21 protein-coding genes and 1 pseudogene are annotated in these 16,806 nt (G+C 35.2%); 1 reads left to right on the top strand and 21 read right to left on the bottom strand.

What is annotated here, in order from left to right:
* Positions 1 to 73: 73 nt before the first annotated feature.
* The 21 genes and pseudogenes from ABH968_RS26345 to ABH968_RS26245 all read right to left on the bottom strand — a co-directional run bounded on the left by ABH968_RS26345 (position 74) and on the right by ABH968_RS26245 (position 15,586).
* Complete coding sequence (locus ABH968_RS26345) at positions 74 to 1,153, bottom strand: hypothetical protein (RefSeq protein ID WP_370048785.1); 1,080 nt, start codon at positions 1,151 to 1,153, stop codon at positions 74 to 76.
* 15 nt (positions 1,154 to 1,168) lie between these two features.
* Entirely contained in the window at positions 1,169 to 1,978 is an 810-nt protein-coding gene (locus ABH968_RS26340; RefSeq protein WP_370048783.1) for a phage tail family protein, read from the bottom strand.
* The gene (locus ABH968_RS26335; protein ID WP_370048781.1) at positions 1,975 to 5,343 is read right to left on the bottom strand and encodes a phage tail tape measure protein; all 3,369 of its coding nucleotides are present in this window, start codon (positions 5,341 to 5,343) and stop codon (positions 1,975 to 1,977) included. The genes ABH968_RS26340 and ABH968_RS26335 overlap by 4 nt, the downstream gene beginning before the upstream one ends.
* Positions 5,344 to 5,415: 72 nt before the next feature.
* Positions 5,416 to 5,589: a hypothetical protein gene (locus ABH968_RS26330; protein ID WP_370048780.1), complete on the bottom strand. Its 174-nt coding sequence runs from the start codon at positions 5,587 to 5,589 to the stop codon at positions 5,416 to 5,418.
* 32 nt (positions 5,590 to 5,621) lie between these two features.
* Positions 5,622 to 5,972: a hypothetical protein gene (locus tag ABH968_RS26325; RefSeq protein ID WP_370048778.1), complete on the bottom strand. Its 351-nt coding sequence runs from the start codon at positions 5,970 to 5,972 to the stop codon at positions 5,622 to 5,624.
* Between the two features lie 34 nt (positions 5,973 to 6,006).
* Positions 6,007 to 6,579, bottom strand: a complete 573-nt coding sequence (locus tag ABH968_RS26320) for a major tail protein (RefSeq protein ID WP_370048776.1) — start codon at positions 6,577 to 6,579, stop codon at positions 6,007 to 6,009.
* A 54-nt stretch (positions 6,580 to 6,633) separates the two neighbouring features.
* Positions 6,634 to 6,999: an HK97 gp10 family phage protein gene (locus ABH968_RS26315; protein ID WP_370048775.1), complete on the bottom strand. Its 366-nt coding sequence runs from the start codon at positions 6,997 to 6,999 to the stop codon at positions 6,634 to 6,636.
* A 45-nt stretch (positions 7,000 to 7,044) separates the two neighbouring features.
* Positions 7,045 to 7,362 (bottom strand): hypothetical protein, encoded by a 318-nt coding sequence (locus tag ABH968_RS26310; RefSeq protein WP_370048773.1) that lies wholly within the window; start codon positions 7,360 to 7,362, stop codon positions 7,045 to 7,047.
* 1 nt (position 7,363) lies between these two features.
* Positions 7,364 to 7,729 carry a phage head closure protein gene (locus tag ABH968_RS26305; RefSeq protein ID WP_370048772.1) on the bottom strand — a complete coding sequence of 122 codons (366 nt, stop codon included), beginning with the start codon at positions 7,727 to 7,729 and terminating at the stop codon, positions 7,364 to 7,366.
* Positions 7,716 to 8,009 (bottom strand): hypothetical protein, encoded by a 294-nt coding sequence (locus ABH968_RS26300; protein WP_370048771.1) that lies wholly within the window; start codon positions 8,007 to 8,009, stop codon positions 7,716 to 7,718. Before ABH968_RS26300 ends, ABH968_RS26305 begins: the two co-directional genes overlap by 14 nt.
* Positions 8,010 to 8,017: 8 nt before the next feature.
* Entirely contained in the window at positions 8,018 to 8,197 is a 180-nt protein-coding gene (locus ABH968_RS26295) for a termination factor Rho (RefSeq protein ID WP_370048770.1), read from the bottom strand.
* Between the two features lie 35 nt (positions 8,198 to 8,232).
* A complete protein-coding gene (locus ABH968_RS26290) occupies positions 8,233 to 9,372 on the bottom strand; it encodes a phage major capsid protein (protein WP_370048768.1) in 1,140 nt (379 codons plus the stop codon).
* Positions 9,373 to 9,399: 27 nt separating this feature from the next.
* Complete coding sequence (locus ABH968_RS26285) at positions 9,400 to 10,155, bottom strand: head maturation protease, ClpP-related (RefSeq protein ID WP_370048766.1); 756 nt, start codon at positions 10,153 to 10,155, stop codon at positions 9,400 to 9,402.
* Complete coding sequence (locus ABH968_RS26280; protein ID WP_370048765.1) at positions 10,142 to 11,299, bottom strand: phage portal protein; 1,158 nt, start codon at positions 11,297 to 11,299, stop codon at positions 10,142 to 10,144. Before ABH968_RS26280 ends, ABH968_RS26285 begins: the two co-directional genes overlap by 14 nt.
* Before the next feature lie 20 nt (positions 11,300 to 11,319).
* Positions 11,320 to 13,036 (bottom strand): annotated as a pseudogene (locus ABH968_RS26275) (terminase large subunit domain-containing protein).
* The gene (locus ABH968_RS26270; protein ID WP_370048763.1) at positions 13,033 to 13,368 is read right to left on the bottom strand and encodes a terminase; all 336 of its coding nucleotides are present in this window, start codon (positions 13,366 to 13,368) and stop codon (positions 13,033 to 13,035) included. The pseudogene ABH968_RS26275 and the gene ABH968_RS26270 overlap by 4 nt, the downstream one beginning before the upstream one ends.
* Before the next feature lie 123 nt (positions 13,369 to 13,491).
* Positions 13,492 to 13,827 (bottom strand): HNH endonuclease, encoded by a 336-nt coding sequence (locus ABH968_RS26265; protein ID WP_370048762.1) that lies wholly within the window; start codon positions 13,825 to 13,827, stop codon positions 13,492 to 13,494.
* A 4-nt stretch (positions 13,828 to 13,831) separates the two neighbouring features.
* Entirely contained in the window at positions 13,832 to 14,095 is a 264-nt protein-coding gene (locus ABH968_RS26260) for a hypothetical protein (protein ID WP_370048760.1), read from the bottom strand.
* A 24-nt stretch (positions 14,096 to 14,119) separates the two neighbouring features.
* Positions 14,120 to 14,356: a hypothetical protein gene (locus tag ABH968_RS26255; protein ID WP_370048758.1), complete on the bottom strand. Its 237-nt coding sequence runs from the start codon at positions 14,354 to 14,356 to the stop codon at positions 14,120 to 14,122.
* A 254-nt stretch (positions 14,357 to 14,610) separates the two neighbouring features.
* Complete coding sequence (locus ABH968_RS26250; RefSeq protein WP_370048757.1) at positions 14,611 to 15,342, bottom strand: hypothetical protein; 732 nt, start codon at positions 15,340 to 15,342, stop codon at positions 14,611 to 14,613.
* Between the two features lie 67 nt (positions 15,343 to 15,409).
* Positions 15,410 to 15,586, bottom strand: coding sequence for a hypothetical protein (locus tag ABH968_RS26245; protein ID WP_370048755.1), 177 nt, complete (start codon positions 15,584 to 15,586; stop codon positions 15,410 to 15,412).
* A gap of 294 nt (positions 15,587 to 15,880) precedes the next feature.
* Here ABH968_RS26245 and ABH968_RS26240 point away from each other — a divergent pair, with 294 nt between their 5' ends.
* Entirely contained in the window at positions 15,881 to 16,771 is an 891-nt protein-coding gene (locus ABH968_RS26240) for a hypothetical protein (RefSeq protein ID WP_370048753.1), read from the top strand.
* The last annotated feature ends 35 nt before the right edge of the window (positions 16,772 to 16,806 follow it).

Here is a 16,806-nt window from a genome sequence, read left to right as displayed (position 1 = left end):
CTGTGCACCTTGTGGCGTCTCAGCGTCAATATCTTCAGGAACTAAGGTCACTTCACCACTGTTGTCAGGACTTTTACCATTTACTTTTTGGACAGCCCCTTGGTTTAATGTTTAACTGTACATTACCTTGTTCGTCAGGGAAGACGTTGTTTACAGAACTAACAGCACCTGTACCGTCAACACCTCGTTGTGCAAGTAGTATCCAATTTTCATTACTCGTTGAAGGTTTTGAGTTCGTGTTAGGTTTAGTTGCTTGCCATGTAGAACCATTGTCAGTTACAACATTGTTTTTAATATACTCATCTATAGAGTTCCAAATTCTAGCAGTACCCCAACCTTTAATTTCTTCTGTTGCTTGTATAGCATCTTGTGTTGCTTTATTAGCGTTAACAGTAGCCGTATTTGCATCAATAATAGATTGACTAACTTCTGATTTCATATTATCAATTGCATCTGTTACCTTTTGAGTATTCTCAATAGTTATTTTATTTAATTCTGTGATAGTATCTTGGACGTTTTGTAATGCTGTATCAGTTTGTTCGCTCATATTACTAATAGCGTCTTGAATTTCTTTGTTAGCGGTAGTTATCAAATCAATAACTTCTTGGTTATTATCATTTAAACTAGCACTAATAGTATCATTCATATTTTTGATTGTTTTATCTGTTTCTTCTATTGAGTGTTTTGCTGCCTCTTTCGCCTCTGTGGATGCCTGATTAGCACTTACTGTAGCTTCATTAGCGTTTTGAGTAGCAGTGATAGTAGCTTGTTTAATTTTGTCTAAATCTGCTAATACTTCTGTAACACCTTGAACAGAATCTAATGCTTTTTGAGCCGCGTTATTTGCATTCTGTGTAGCAATTTCTGCTTCTTTTGCTTTAGTATCTGCGTTATCAGCTGCTTCTGTAGTAATAACAACAGCTTCTTCTGCTTTTAATAATGCTTCATCTGATTTATGTTGTGCTTCTGCAATATCATTTAGTGCTTTTTGTATCGCCTCAAGAATCTTTTGGACGTCCTCTCCGCCTGCCAACATATTGATTTGATATTGCATTTCTGTTAATCCTGCGATAATTCTATCCCAGTTTTCGTTAATCTTTATACGTTCTTCACGAGTAATAGGATTACCAGTACTATTTAAAATGATTGTCAAATTTTATTCTCCTTTCTATAAATATAAGAATCTAAATTTAAAATCGATAGACGATACAGTTCCACCAGAAACAGTGAAATTGTTTTCTCCTGTAAATAATCGAATTAATTTTTTATTTGTATTTCTGAATACACTTGTGCCATTTTTAAACGATTGCACACCTTTTAAAACGAGTTCATCAATCGCTGTAAGATTACCATTGTAAACATAAACATCCCCTGTAGTTTCATTCTTAATCACTACAGAGGATGCAAATGTACCTTTTATAATTATTTCTAACTCGCTTTGTCTCGGGTCAATATCAACATTACCTAAATTATTAACTATGAATGAATTTGAGTTAAACGAATACTTTAAATCATCATCCCATGTAATTTGACCATTCCATGCCCATTTATTACTATCCCATTCTTTTAGAGAGCTAGTATCTGCAACAGCTTCACCGAATATATTCACACAAGTAAATTCCACTGTGAACGAGTTCATGTATTGGTTTGGCTCAACTTCAAACGATTGATTTAACCTTACCAAATATCGTTTATATGATTCATTTTTAAAGATGACATAGAATGATTCTTTACGAGTAAATAAAGCATTGATCTCATCACGCAATAAATAGTAATCATAAATATCATACGATTCATATAATAACTCTACCGATATAACTCTAGATTCTAAGAATGTTTCCATGAACAGCAAACCGTCTCTGCCTTCCACATTCTCAGTGATATGGCTTAAAGAAATTGAAGGGATATGATGAAACAGACGTTTCAAACTATAATCAGCTATATCTAATCTTTTGCCATTAAAAAGTTGAATTATCATTTCATATTTACTCCTTTTGATAGCCCTGCAATATTTGTTTTGTTAAATTGTAATCGATCGACTGTATCAAAAGTGATTTCGCCAACTAATGTGCCATCCATATAAACAGGAGCGGGTTGAACATAAACTACTTGTGGTTGAGAAGTATTCATTTGTTTAGCGATACCTTCACCAATTCCAGCTAATACTTTAGGTGATAAAGGTATAATAGCCTCTGGTCCTGCTTCGCCTACGCCATGCATACCGCCTGCTGTTGGGAATAATGTAGGTGAATCGAAAATACCGCCTTTAGCATGCCATGTTACACCGATACCAGAAGGATAAGTTATAGATTTACCAAATATTTCTTTTGTACTAGTTTCTAATGAGAAGCTAGGCATTTTAGGCATTTCAGGTTTTGGAATCTTTAATACAAGACCTTTGAAGAATCCTTTAATATTGTCGATTGCTTTACTAAACACATCTTCAATATCTCCCCATACCTTCTTAGCATCCGTCCATATTTCTTTAACAGATTTAAGGAAACCATCTTTAATTTCTCCGGCTTTCTTAGTAATATCACCTTTGAACTTTTCCCATTTAGTTAGAACTTCACCAGTTTCCCAATCTACTTCACTAACATGTTCCTTTGCTTGACCTTTAGCTTCCTTGACAACGTTTTGATGCATTAAAGTAGCATTCTTGATTGTATCGTTCTTAGAACGCTCTGCTTCTTTGATTAATGCATCTGCTTCTTCTTTTGAAATAGTCTTATCTTCATCACGCATTTTAGTAATTGCAGCAACACGTTGTTTATAAGTTTCTTCTGCATCCTTAATTGTTTTAGTTTTCTGTTCATTAGAATTCTTAACAACATCTGCCGCTTGTTGTGCTGATAGCTCACTTGCATTACGTTTAAGAGTTTCATAAATAACCTTTTGGTCACGCTCAGATTCAGATAAATACTTAATAGCATTTGTTTGTAAATCTGCATTGATTTTATCAATCTCTGCATACTCTTCTTTCGTTACTGCTCGCTTTTCATCGGATGCAGTTTTAAGTATTTCATTAATACGTGCTTGACCTTCTGATACAGCGGTTTCTTGCTTTGCATGTTGTTCTTTAGTTTGTGCTAAAATTTCAGCTTCACGTTCTGCTGATAATGCAGATGAATCTTCGAAGTATACTTGTTGTTCTTCTAGTTGTCTTGTATGACGTTCTTTCATAGCTGTTAAGACTTGCTCAGTCATTTGATTATTCTTGTCGATTAAATCAGTAGCCATTTCATCTGTCAGAGTAGCACCAGACCACTTTAATTGAGTTAAAGCATCTGTAGCACCTTTTTCTAAATCCATGAAACTACCTACAGCCTTTGCAGTACCGTCACTTACTTTGTCTCTCCAATCTTCGACTTCCAAAGCTGATTGACTCATATGTTCGTTTAATGCATAAACACCGACACCAATAGCCGCAACAGCCGCAATTGCTAAACCAATTGGTCCAGTTAATGCCGCCATTACTGTACCTAGAACACCTGCCGCGGCACTTGCACCGCCTAACATTCCGACAAGTGAACCAATTGCAGGCATGAAAGCAGCAAATGCACCACCTAATACACCGATTACTGCAACGATTGCACCTAATGTAGCTGTTAACTTAGGATTCTCAGCAACCCAGTCTGCAATAGAAGCAACTACTTCTGCAATATCTGCTAAAACTGGCGCTAAATTTTGTTTAACTTTATTCATAGCTTCCGCTAATCTATAAGCAGGATCAGATTCCATCTTTTTAGTATCTTCTGTGAGTTTGGATTGCATATCATCTGCTGATTTTAAATGATTCTCCATGTTAAGAATCGTGTCGATAATATTATCTCCCTGGTCTTCCCACATAGTCCCGAAAATTTCAGTACCTAGAGTATTACGTTTCGTATCATCTTCTACATCTGCAAGCGCTTGAGTCATTTCACGAAATGCCGCATTACCATCTTCGCCACCTTTAGCGATAGCTGTTCCCCAATCTTCAAATGCTTTTGCAGATAATCCTGCGCCTCTAACGGCATTGTCTTGAGCTTTATTTAAACCTTCTCCGAACTCTGCCGCACGAACACGTCCTTCTTTTAAACCATCTAAAAGGTTATCAATATTCCATGTACCAGTTTCAACGCCTGCTGCCATAATTGCTTGGATTTCTTCTGCATTAAAGCCTGCTCTGTGTAGCTGTCCACCATATTCAGATATAATATCTAATTGTTCTGGCGGGAATCCGATTGATAATAATTGATTAGTTAATGCTAGAGCTTCTTTTTGTGAAGCTCCTATTTCCTTACCGATTTCATGTGATTCTTGAATTAGCTCTTTGAAGTCAATTTCTTTATAAGCACGAGAAATCATAGCTGCACCTTTAATAATCTGGTCGTTCGTTGCTTGTGACGCATCTTTATTCAGCGTCATTTGCCTACGAACACCTTCATATGCTGCTTCTTCGTCACCAATTGCGGCAACTACACTATTAATTGAACCTCGAACAGCTTCAACGTCTCCACCTTTAACACCCATAGATATTTCAATATTAGTATTAAGCGTAGATACATCTAATGCTTCGTGGATCATAGCGGCTAATCCACCGCCTGCCATTAATGCTCCTGCTACAGCCTGTAGTTTATTACCAAAGCCATTGACGGAATCCCCTGCTTTATCTGCTTCTTTGGCAATCTGACCTAATTCTTTCTTAACTTTATCTAAGCCATCTTGATTTACATTAGCGAGAGCGTGTTTCATCTTCTCTATATCAGCTTCCGAACCTAATGCGGCTCTTCCCATCTTTTCTAATGCCTGCTCCAATTGCTGTGAACTCGCTTTACCTTCCTTAATGGCATTCGTCAATTTCTGACCTAAGATGTCTGAGAAAGTGTTTACAGATGTACCAGTAGCTTCAAAGAACGTTTGCATATCTTTAGTCGCTTGACCTAATGCATGATATTCATTACGTGTCTTATCCATTTGAGCTTGATAAGATTTAAGAGAAGCTTCTGTAGTAACTAATTCACGTTGAAAAGCTCTATATTGTTCTTCTCCAATATCTCCATTAGCGAATTGTTGTTCTACTTGTTGTTGCGCTCGTTTTAATACATCTAACTTTTCAGATGTGTTTTGTACTTGCTTTTGTAATAGTTGTTGTTTCTGTGCATAGAGTTCTGCGCTCGATGGATCAAGTTTAGAGGCTCTTTCTACTTCTCTTAGTTCTTTCTGGGTTTTGGATGCTGTTGATTCTACATCTTTTAATGCTTTATCCAATCCTGATGTATTACCACCGATATCAATAGTAATACCTTTAATACCTTTTCCGGCCATTAAATTTATTTGCTCCTTTCTATAATTTTTCATAGAAAATCACAAACGAATCTTCTGCGTATGATAAAAAAGGAGAACTACCATTATCGGTAATTCCCCAGGAGTTTATTTGATTTTCAGCGCATCAATATCTGCTTGTGTTGCTTTTCTAACTGTAACTTTTCCGTTTTTATCATCTTTAGGAATTTTCATTTCAAAATACAATTCAATATGTTCTAATACCATGCCAATAGACATTAAATCCATTTCATCAAATGAAAGTTTAGCTTCTTTAGCCATCAATAAGTAAACGGCTGTGGAAGGATCATCATTTACTTCTTTGCTCTTGTTGCCTTTTTTTTAAGTTGAGTAGAAATGAAGTTTGCTTGAATCAATGGCAATACATCATTAACAATCTCCATAACCGGGAAGCCATTTTCAAATGTATCTAGCCATACGTTAATTTCTGGAATCTCTGGATTAGCCTTCTTCGCCAAGCAATAGACCATTTGATAGAACTCAATTGATTCAAAAGCGTTTCCTTGAGCTTGATTTTTCTCTAGGTTCATAAAGTCTTTTAAAAAGTCAGAACCAGGATACATCGCTCGATACATTAAAGGTGTTTGTCCTGTAACTTTGAATGTTACATCTTCACCATAAATATTTACTGTTTTTTCTGCCATAAGGAGTAATTCCTCCGTTTTAAATTTATTTATCTTATGCAGCTTCGACTTCAACAGGCTCGATAACTGCTTTGAAGAAGTCGTTATACATTTCTTCTGGAGTAGCTGTACCAGTATTCCAACGAATAGCTTTATCATTGATACGTGGTTTAGCAGTAAATGATAATTCTTGTCCTTCAATTTCAATTGATTCTGCAGTTGTGTTAGCATTTTGAGATGGACGTGCTACTGTGCAGTCATAGTATACAAAGCGACTAGCTTCTGCATCTCCATCAATTTCGAACATAAGAGCAATGTCTTTACCTTTAGCGTCAGAAGTTTCTAAGAAACCGCCATTCACCATTTTCTCCCCTAATACATCGGTACGAAATTGATCTGTAATCATAGCGATTATAAGTGTACCTTCATAACCTGTATTAGAGTTACGAGAGAAGAAAATCCCATTGTCTGCGTAGAAGTTCATTGGGTCACCTGTTGGGCTTGTCACTAAAGATACACCACCTTCTAATCGTACTGGTGTATCATATTTATAGTTACCATCTGCATCACGTTCATATGTTGCGTAGTGTACATTTGTTAAACCATATTGAACTCTATTTTTTTTCATAGGTTAATAGTCTCCATTTCTTTTATTTAGTAAAACGTAATAGATACGTTGTAATCATTCTGAAATTCTTTTTATAAGTTCTTTTTCGAAATCCTTATTGGTCTCTACTTCTACAGGTTTAATATGTGGAATCGCTTTAGTACGCCCTCCATCTATAGTTGCATGACCTTTTTCAAGTAAGTGAGTAAGTTGATAATTTGTAGCATTGTGAACTATATATTTACCTTTTTGCTTCTTTACTTTCCAACCTGAAGCATATTGACCTCCACCTGTATAATCACCTACAGGAGAAGTTTGTTTAAGTTTCGTAACTGCTTTTCCTGCTACCTCTTTTGCTACTGCATCTATTTCTTCTTCAACGAAGTTAGCATATAAAGCTAATTGTTTATTAATCTCTTTTGCCAAATTATTAATATCCATCTATACACCAACTCTCTTTCGTGTGGAAGGCTATATTTTGCTTTCTTAATCGATAAAAGAAATTGAAAATGTGCATTTAAAAACTCCCTCGGATTGGATGAATATTTCATCGTAGTCCCAAGGGAGTTTGTTTTCTTTTAGCATATCTTTTATTTTCTTCTCGGCAACCAAATCTTTATTGGTCACATACAATTCTATGTCTACATAAGGAATTTCTAATAAAACTGTATTATCAGCATTGAATGTATCGCCATCCACAACGAGATAGCAGATATAGGGAGGCGCTTGTCCTGATTTAAAATGTGAATAAGCAACTGGATAACCAAGCGCCTTTATTTTTTGAGCTAGTTCAGATAATGTCATCCTATGACCGCCCTTCTACAACAATTGTGACGGTAATATTCATATCATCATCATTAGTGGCGCTTTTAACATCATATACAACGCCCTTTTGGACCACTTCGAAAGTTGTATGTTCACTATCGATAAATTCATCTAAAGATTTTGCATACTTTAATACGTAACGTTTCTCGACTTTTGTTTGCTCTCTTCCGGCCCCCATTTTTTCGCTACCTTTTAGCGTTTTAACCATGGCCCAATAGCCTCCGTAGTCCTCAAACGATGGGATTTCTTGTAATAATTCATCTTCAATTAAAGTACGTTTGCGAAGTAAAATCCAATGACGATATAAGCCGGAATGATTGTTTTCATTGTATTTAAACTGTTTCATCGACTTCACTACTTTCAAGTGCTTTTGCGATGTTAAGGTTGTTTAATTGCGTTAGAAAGTTGTTGTGGAAGTATTCAAGTGCATCATTGTAAACATAGCGAGAACGCTCGAATACAAGCTCTTTAAAGCGTTCACTAGTGTTTATATCATAATCACCGCAAATGTCTTGTAAATCCTCTACAGATGCTTTTAAGATGCGAGTTAAATTATCGTCCTCATCATCACCAAGTTTCATGCGTACTTTAAATTCAGATAAAAGTTCTGGTGTGATTTCATTCATTAACTCACCTACTTTTCTTTTGGTGCTTCATTTTTCTTAATAAAAACCTGACCATAAGAATTATTTGTGGACGATAATACTTTAAGTCGTGCAGCTGTTTGTTTTCTCGCGTCTGGCGCAGGGAAAACGTCACCCTCGCGATAAAATCGACCATCTTTATCCTTGAAATCTCGGACTACTTTATACACTGTTATCCCTCCTAAAAGTGGAAACCCCTTAAAATTTAAGGAGTTACCGGTAATGTGTAAATCGCTGCTACTTTGTTATCGCGTGGCTTACCAAAGGCGAATGTTTTAGCGATGTGCAAATTGCAATCTTCCATAGCTAAAGTTTCTTTGTATTCCGTAACCTCAATTCCACCACCGCGGTATGCATCGTAACGATCTTTCACAAACGCAATTAACTCACCTTTTTTCGCGAATTCTGATTCGATAAGGGTGAAGTTAAATGGTAATTTAGTAATGTAATCACCAAGTGAGTTCTGAATAGTGAAGTCACCTTTTAAATCCCATGCATCAGCAGGGTTAATCACTAGTGCAACCTTTCCGCTAACGTTTAAAGGCTTGCCATTTTCTTTCTCAGATAGCTTTTTACCGATTCCTGAAAATTCTTTGATGATTGTTTTTGGATCAGCTAATGTCAATGCACCTACTGCCGCTTTTTTAGCATGACCATTTGTTGGGTCTACCGCTGCTGCTAAATCACGAATTAAACCAATCGGTTCTTCTTTTGTAGGACCGGCACCGTTGATAATCGCATTTTCCAATGCTACTGCATACGTTTCTGTGATTTGTGTTTGTACATAAGCCGCTACCCATTTAGGACCGAATTTGGCAAGGTCTTTTGGCAATACGACAAACGCTGTTAATTTAGATTGTGCGATTTTTTCTTGCTTGAATGCCGCGTTCAATTGACCTTTGATGTCTCCAAAAATAGGACCCCATACAGCCGCGCCTTCGTATTCAGATGTAATAGTGGTTAATGTAATCGTTCCTAAGTTGCGGAAGTTGATTACAGATAACAATGGATGGTCACTTGTTAGGTCATCGTAAATACGTTCTTCAATCGTATATGGGAGAACAATTTCATCTTGGAAACCGTCTGATACAACAACATTGAAGAATTTAGTTTCTTCTGCAGTCATTACATCTACTCCACGGTTAGATAAAATAACTTGATCTAATGTATTGTTAGTAACTTCATTTGAAATTTGAGTAGTTAAAGAATTCACTAATGCATCTTGCATATTTACCCATGCAGCTTCAACTTGTTCAGGTGTAGATTCTTCATTTTTCACAACGTTTGCGTAATTTAATTTCGCCTCTTCGTAATTTTCAGTGTGATTGTTTAATTTAATAACCATTATTGGTTACCTCCTTGTTTTCGTTTATTAAAAAAGGAACCCTTTACGCTTGTTAGTCGGTTGTGCCGGCTCTGGCGTTGGTTCCTGTTTTGATTGATTGATTAAATTTGTAATTTCATTTTTAAAGGCTTCAAGATCAGTTTTTGTAACCTTGTCCTCCACAGTTGAAGTAGCAGAAGGTTGCTCTTTCATCATCAAACGCGCTTTGTTAATAGCTTCATTTGGCAAAATAGCATACGAGCTCGCTACATATTGTATTTTATTTTCAAATAAAACACCGTCTGCAAACCCTTTTTCAACTGCTTCATTAGCATTTAACCAGGTCTCGTCATTCATCATTTGAAGAATTTCTTCTTCTGTTTTCCCTGTTTTCAATGTGTATGCATTTGCTATAGCTTTGTTATAACCTTCTAACACTTTTGCTTCTTGTGTATGAGCTCTATAATCACCATCTACCAACCCTGATACATTGTGAATCATCAATTGAGCTGTTGGAGAAATAAGAACCTTATCACCTGCCATAGCAATAATAGAAGCTGCGCTTGCTGCAATCGAGTAAGTATTTGTTGTTACTTCGCCTTCATACGCTTTTAAACGAGCATAAATCTCATTTCCAGCATCAACATGACCACCGCCCGAATTAATAATAATTTCAATTGCTGAATTATCAGTAGGTAGTTGATTAATAACTTCATTTGGTGATGTACATTCAATGCCGTACCAATCGTAGACTTCTTTATAATCGTTCATGACGATTACGCCTTTAATTTCAATTGTTGTCATTTTTCTCACCTCCCTTCGATTCAGCTACAGTTTGATAGTTTTTGGTAATGACATACTTATCTAACTCTGGATCATCAACACGTTCATCACCGAATTTCTCGCGAACTTCGTTTCGGTTATAAGCTCCACTTGCAACAAGCTTATCAACCGCCTCTGCATTTTCTGTTACAGACTTCACTTGAATACCAAAAACCTCAATTCGTTTACCTGATTGATATTCTTTTTTATCTAGTAGTTTCGCATTTAATTCATCACTAATTTTCTTAAGCAATGGATTGTACGTAAATTTGATATATGCTTTTAAAGCAGTTTCATAATCTGATAACGATCCATGTACAATCGCCGGTGGAATACCTAATAACTCCGCCACATAATCAATAGCTTTATCAAGCACTTTAGTAATGTCATCAATTGAACGCCCACCATTTGAACCATCTGTAATCTCGTCATATTCGAAGCCTTTTAACTTCGGTACGATAGCGAATGCATTTTTGCGAAACGCATTAAACATCCTATCGATGAAACTTTGTAGCTTGCCCAGATTTTCTTCATCGAGTTTTTGAGTTGTATCCATTCCGGCTGTAGCACGAATTTGATTTGCAAACATACTTGTCTCAACCATCCGACTAAATAGCTGCGTAAAATCCTCAAACATGCCATTCATAAAGCGTGATAACTTTTCGTTGTTATAAGTTAAATAAATCACTTCATCCATACTAAAGGTTCGCATGAATGTGAATTCTTTCACTGTTACATTTTTAAATGTATCTGTGTAAACAGCTCGTTCTTCACGGATGAAGCTGTCAGCGATAAGTAAATCATTCGAATCACTTACCACAATTAAAACTTCTCGTTCATGAATTAATTTATAAATAGCATCCTGCCAAAAATCCGAAGCGCTTGAATCTGTATTCGGACGGATATTTAATAAATAATCCCAATCATCTCGAATACGTTTTTTGTCTTGCATAATACGAAAATCTGCTTGTGCAACTGTTCTGGCCATAAAATTAATGCAAATCTCCAATGCTAATTGCTTTAAATATGCTCGTTGTTCAACTTCAAAACCAAAGATTTTATCTTCTGTAGCATAAGAGGACGGTAGGTCCCTATTGCGCTGAAAAATACTTCCTAACCAACTCACTTTTCCACCCCCTCTCTAGGCTAAAAATCAATCGTTTCTAGCGCATCTAAAGTTTCACTGACATCTGTATCATCTAAATCTCTCGAAGCCCATACACCATATAAAAACATCATAAAACCATCTGTTTTACGTTTAACCGGTTCTTTCTTTCGATACAATTTATTACCTTTGTTATCTATGACAACTAGAACGTTATTTGTGTACCACCTCATGATTGGGTTGTCTCCAAAAATTACTCGCTCGTCATCAAATGCAAGGTCAATTTTGGGTGATAGCAAAGCACTTGCTGCATCTGGATTACGAATCACTTCAACTTCAAAACCTTCTGCCTCAAATAAAGGGCGTAAAATTTCCATACGGAAACTATCACCTATAATTTTTTTTATATTCCAACCTTCATTACGAATGATTAACAAACCATCCAACAACGATATAGGGATCCATCGAATCTTTATCTAGCACCTTTAACAAGCCCTCATTTTCCCACTCTCTAATTGGTGCAAATTTACGATGGTCTTTTTTATTATTACCTTCGGCTTTCGGTGAACTATAACCGTAATGCTTATCAGCAAAAGGTTTGCAAACAAATGAAAATGATAGTTCTCTTGGTATGATGTAATGATCATTTCTCAAGAAAAGCAATCCACATGCAACAAAATCTCGAATAGCTGCATAGTCAACAGAACCAATGCACTCACGTTTTTTTAATTCAGATAAATCATATCCTTGATTGGTTGCTTTAATTTTCTCCCATGATGCAACTGATTTTTCCAAGTTGACTTTTGGTAGATTCATACGTTTAGTAATAAAGTTTTCGTACCCTGATGAATCGTTTTCTAGTTTCTTGTATTGCTTCATTACTTTCTTAAATAATGTTTTTGCATAGTTACTTAAAGGTGGATGAAACTGTGGATTGGCTTTTTGCCACATATCTGGGTTGTGCATTTCTTCTTCATCATCAATACAACACATGAAAGGAAATAAAGAATCTTCTTTTACTGAAACCTCGCGTTTTAAAATACTCATTGCGCGTTCTTTTAAACGATCAATAAAACCATCACGAACAAATCCATCTGTACCAATAAAAAATTCCCGACTGTCTCGCACTTTACCGAGACCACCCGAGAATACATCTACTACATCGTTATTTTCGTATTCATGAACTTCGTCATAAATAACACAACCATCTCGCAAACCATCTTTCGTACTTGCGTTTGAAGTATGGAATTGGAAGATAGCTTTTGTATCTACCGATTCAATAACAGCTTTTTGGTGTTTGAAATAGGACTTCAAATCATCGTTCATATCAATAGCATTGTAGACTTCTGTAAATGAAGTCTTAGCTTGCTTTTCACTATTTGCTACGATTGATACATTATAAAATTCGATTCCATGTAATTCACTAATCAAATAGTTAACTAATGCTGAAATAAAGCCGTTTTTACCAGCACCACGTGCCATGTAAATAAAAAACTCATCGAATACTAAATCATCTGTATCCTTATAACGCAAGAAAATAAAACAAGTAATAAATGTTTGGAATGGCTCTAATTTGAAATACCACTTTTCAGCAAATTGTATAAATTGCTCAATGTGCTTGCTATCAAAATAAACGTCATCCATCGTTAGGATATCTGCTTCAAGCCACTCAATAAGCATTATGCGTTCTTTGTTTAATATGATGTCGCCATTTCGCCACATCGAAATATAATCTTCTACGTAGCTATAAGTAATCAAATTAAACTACCACGCTTCGGTTTGCCTTCCACAGTTGAAGGGGCAGCAGGAGCAGGCATTGTTTTTAATTTAAATTTAATCGATTTTTCTAATGCGATTTTTTGAGCGTTAATTTTCATCTTCTCATTCATACTTGGATGACTCTTTATAAATTTCTGCGAGCCATTTTCAATGACGATGCTTACCCCATCACGATCAATCACTTTATCGCATTCTGCATCTAATTCATGTAAACGAATTAAATCATTAACTTTTTTCACCTCTAGCAAATCTTTAGTATCGATACGTGCTAGTAATTGTTTTTTTAATTCCTCAAATCTATCTTTTTTCATGTAACCCCTCCCCCCCTATCACCCCTAATGTGAAGGATTTATTTTTCGAATATTTTCAGACAGTTGAGCCCATCACCGGTGCCCAGGTTTCAAGAAATCGCAAAACCTTTTACCCGGGGGGTGTTACCATTTCTCGTCGTGTTTCCATTTGTTCGGTTTACTGAATACTCGACCATGAATACGGTTATGACAATCAACACAAAGTGTTTCGAGATTGTTAATGTCGAGTGCTAAGTCTGGATGATCTTCTAGTTCTTTGATGTGATGGACCACTAATTGAATCTTCTTTCGTGTGCCATCTTTGTTGAGTTCGTTTGCGTCATCTATTCGAACAAGACCATTGCGTTTGCATTCTTGACATTCATTGTTGTCGCGTTTCTTTACTGCAGCACGAATATGTTTCCAATCACCACTGTCATAGAACTTTCGCTTTTGCTCGAGTGATTTGTATTCTTGCATGTTGTTAGTCGCTGCCTTCTAATTGTGTTGGCAGTTCATAATCACAATCAGCACATTTTATATTTTCACTAAGAGCTTTATTTGATTCTGTATCTATTAAAGTTGCTGTTACTATATTATACGAGCCACACGCTGGACACTCTTTCATGTTATCAATCCTATCCGACTCATCAGCCAATGCTCCTGCATGCTTTGCTATTGCTCGTAACTTTAATTTAGATTTATTATCAAATTCTAATTCGATTGTGATTCCACTAACGTTTGCCATTGTTCATCCCTCCACAATTTATAGTTAACAGTTATTTAACAACCTACGAAATTCTAGAGCCTGTGCTTTACCAGCTGCCAATAATAGTTGTTCAGTAATAGAATGTTGTTGAACATTTATTTCTATTTTAGGTTGATGATCAATAGCGATAGTTGGCATAGCCATTACGCCTTGCATTCTTTTAATCCCGCAATTAATACACCGTTGGTCAAAGCTACCGTCATTTGTATCTAGCCATAAATGTTTATTACATTTAGCCATTAGCTCGCCCTCCACAATCAATAATGATTTGCTCATTAGCTTTTATAGTCTGTTTAACTTTCGACTTTATATCTTCAAGACTGCATCAAACTCTGCCCTATTGGTTACTAGTACATGCCAGCGCTATTCGGTATCTAATGTTCCTGAGATACTTACTCGCCCGTTAACTAGTCCATCATTATTTGTATGGCTGTTTGATACAGTCTTCAAGGCATAATAAAAAGCACCTCGTTTGAGATGCTTACAGATTGCTCTTATACTTGTTCTTTTAATTTATTTGGATAAGTCCAAGTGGCATTATTAATTGGTGTTCTAAAGAGTTCTGTCTCTTTTCCATCTTTATTAAAATATGCGTAATATTCAATATCCTCCAGATGCCTAATTTCCCACTTCATCTTTTCACCAGAAAGTGTTAGATAATTCACTTTTATAGTATTGATTTCAACTAGTTCACCCAATTGTGCTCCAGTAGGGACTATTGGTATAAACACTTCAACACCTTGTTCAAGAACTCCGATATTTGCTTCTAATTTTTTTTGTATATTGTCATTACCGCTATATTCAACATCTATTTTGCAATTCATGATAACAGGAGAGTTTCCGTATTGTGATATATTTAAGTAAGTCGTAGTATAATCTCCATAATTACTTCCAACTTCATCTAAAATATCTAGATAAGCAGGTGTTTCTATTATCCTACTGTTTTCATGGGTTTTTATTTTCTTTAATTTTAAATGAGCAATCATATCATTTACAACAACATATGATCTCTTATTTTCTAAATCTTGTTGATTATCTCTTTCTTTTTGTTTCCTGTTTTGAAATAAGGCTATTGATACAGCTCCAATAAATCCCAGATAACTTCCTAAAAACCCAAGCCATGCTGAAGTATCACCTACAACACCTGGAGCTCGCCAAGACAATAATCCGTAATTAATAATTATAGGAAAAATCATTATAATTGCATATACAATTTTTTTATTCATAGTTTATCCTTTTATTTTTAGTAGTTTAAAGCTACACCTTGTTAGATGTGACCTTTATGTAAACTTGTTACTTTCTAAAGTTTAGAAAATCGTTAAATGCTTGTTTAGCTTTTTCTTCTGTCACTTCGACAATAGATTTCCCGCCATTATACTGTTTGAAATCCTCTAATGCTTTTAGTAACAAGGCTTGTTTTTCTTCATCCACTCTAAGTTCCTCAAGAAAATCTTTATATTTTTCATTCATCTGCCATCACCTCCCATCTACCTATATATCATAGGATAAATGGAACGTATTGTCATTAGAAAAAGAGACTACCAATTCAGTAGCCTCTCATGCTTGTTTGCGAAACACACGTACAAGCGAACGTGCTTATATTTGTAATGCAACTTTGTTTACGCATTTCCGTGCGCTTTTGTTATTACTTCACAATATCAATTTACTACAGATTTTTGTGAACTTCGCTAGTGTTAAGAAGTTTATTTTTCTTTATTACCTAGATATAGTAAAATGAAACAAAATAATGCAGAGGTGAACTTAATGTCGAATAATTTGCAATCACTTTATAATGAATTTAATTCAGATGCTAATAAATATAATGTTTTTTGGGAAGATCATAGAAAAGAGATACATAGTTTAATAGAAAAAGTTTTACCTAACCTTAAAATAAAAAATAATGCAATTGTAATAGGTGTAGGAAACGGTAACGATCTTCCTTTGTTGGGATTAGCAAATCAATTTAATTCAATAACTTTACTTGATATTGATGGTGATACATTAAAAGAGACAGCCAAAAAGATTAAAACAGAAAATAAATTTGAATTAATTAATACAGATCTTTCTAATATTAATCAAAAATATCTAAATAAATTCATTCACTATGTAGCAAGGGATAATGGGTTTTTTTCGGCTAAAAAAGTATTAGAAGATATTATTAATGATCAAACAATCTTTCCTAATAAAATTGTTTCTGAAAAATTCAATTTAGTAATTTCTTCAACCGTCTCAACACAACTAGTATCTCCATATAGTGTATTTGCACGACTATCAAAAGGTATACACAAACAGCACTTAATAACAAAATCTGATAACCTAGCAGAAATTGCAGCGGAAAAACATATTGAGCAAATCAATAATCTACTAGATACCGAAAGTGATTCATATGCTCTTGTTACATCAGAACAATTTATATGGTCTGAAAATGAAGATAATGAAAATCCTCAAGTTGCTAAAATATTATCTTCTCCAGAACAACTATTAGATAAGAATATTCAAAACCAATTAGAAGCAGATGACTTAGGCATTAAAGGGAGAATTACCGAAAAATTACTTGTTGAATTTGATATTGTCACTAAAAGTGAATGGATATGGCAATTCAATGAAAAAAGGTACTATTTAGTAAAAGGATGGATATTAAAACTAAAAAAATAAAAGTAATCCCAGGTGTTAATATTCACCTGGGATCT

It is taken from the genome of Lysinibacillus sp. RC79 (assembly GCF_041262405.1).
Taxonomy (GTDB): Bacteria; Bacillota; Bacilli; order Bacillales_A; family Planococcaceae; genus Lysinibacillus.
Note: the sequence above shows the minus strand (reverse complement) of the source record. Positions and strands in the feature narration are given on the sequence as shown.

Coding starts and splice junctions, on each gene's coding strand:
- ABH968_RS26340 (WP_370048783.1), bottom strand. CDS start 1,978: ATGATAATTCAACTTTTTAATGGCAAAAGATTAGATATAGCTGATTAT.
- ABH968_RS26335 (WP_370048781.1), bottom strand. CDS start 5,343: ATGAAAAATTATAGAAAGGAGCAAATAAATTTAATGGCCGGAAAAGGT.
- ABH968_RS26330 (WP_370048780.1), bottom strand. CDS start 5,589: ATGGCTAAAGAAGCTAAACTTTCATTTGATGAAATGGATTTAATGTCT.
- ABH968_RS26325 (WP_370048778.1), bottom strand. CDS start 5,972: ATGGCAGAAAAAACAGTAAATATTTATGGTGAAGATGTAACATTCAAA.
- ABH968_RS26320 (WP_370048776.1), bottom strand. CDS start 6,579: ATGAAAAAAAATAGAGTTCAATATGGTTTAACAAATGTACACTACGCA.
- ABH968_RS26315 (WP_370048775.1), bottom strand. CDS start 6,999: ATGGATATTAATAATTTGGCAAAAGAGATTAATAAACAATTAGCTTTA.
- ABH968_RS26310 (WP_370048773.1), bottom strand. CDS start 7,362: ATGACATTATCTGAACTAGCTCAAAAAATAAAGGCGCTTGGTTATCCA.
- ABH968_RS26305 (WP_370048772.1), bottom strand. CDS start 7,729: ATGAAACAGTTTAAATACAATGAAAACAATCATTCCGGCTTATATCGT.
- ABH968_RS26300 (WP_370048771.1), bottom strand. CDS start 8,009: ATGAATGAAATCACACCAGAACTTTTATCTGAATTTAAAGTACGCATG.
- ABH968_RS26290 (WP_370048768.1), bottom strand. CDS start 9,372: ATGGTTATTAAATTAAACAATCACACTGAAAATTACGAAGAGGCGAAA.
- ABH968_RS26285 (WP_370048766.1), bottom strand. CDS start 10,155: ATGACAACAATTGAAATTAAAGGCGTAATCGTCATGAACGATTATAAA.
- ABH968_RS26270 (WP_370048763.1), bottom strand. CDS start 13,368: ATGAAAAAAGATAGATTTGAGGAATTAAAAAAACAATTACTAGCACGT.
- ABH968_RS26265 (WP_370048762.1), bottom strand. CDS start 13,827: ATGCAAGAATACAAATCACTCGAGCAAAAGCGAAAGTTCTATGACAGT.
- ABH968_RS26260 (WP_370048760.1), bottom strand. CDS start 14,095: ATGGCAAACGTTAGTGGAATCACAATCGAATTAGAATTTGATAATAAA.
- ABH968_RS26255 (WP_370048758.1), bottom strand. CDS start 14,356: ATGGCTAAATGTAATAAACATTTATGGCTAGATACAAATGACGGTAGC.
- ABH968_RS26250 (WP_370048757.1), bottom strand. CDS start 15,342: ATGAATAAAAAAATTGTATATGCAATTATAATGATTTTTCCTATAATT.
- ABH968_RS26245 (WP_370048755.1), bottom strand. CDS start 15,586: ATGAATGAAAAATATAAAGATTTTCTTGAGGAACTTAGAGTGGATGAA.
- ABH968_RS26240 (WP_370048753.1), top strand. CDS start 15,881: ATGTCGAATAATTTGCAATCACTTTATAATGAATTTAATTCAGATGCT.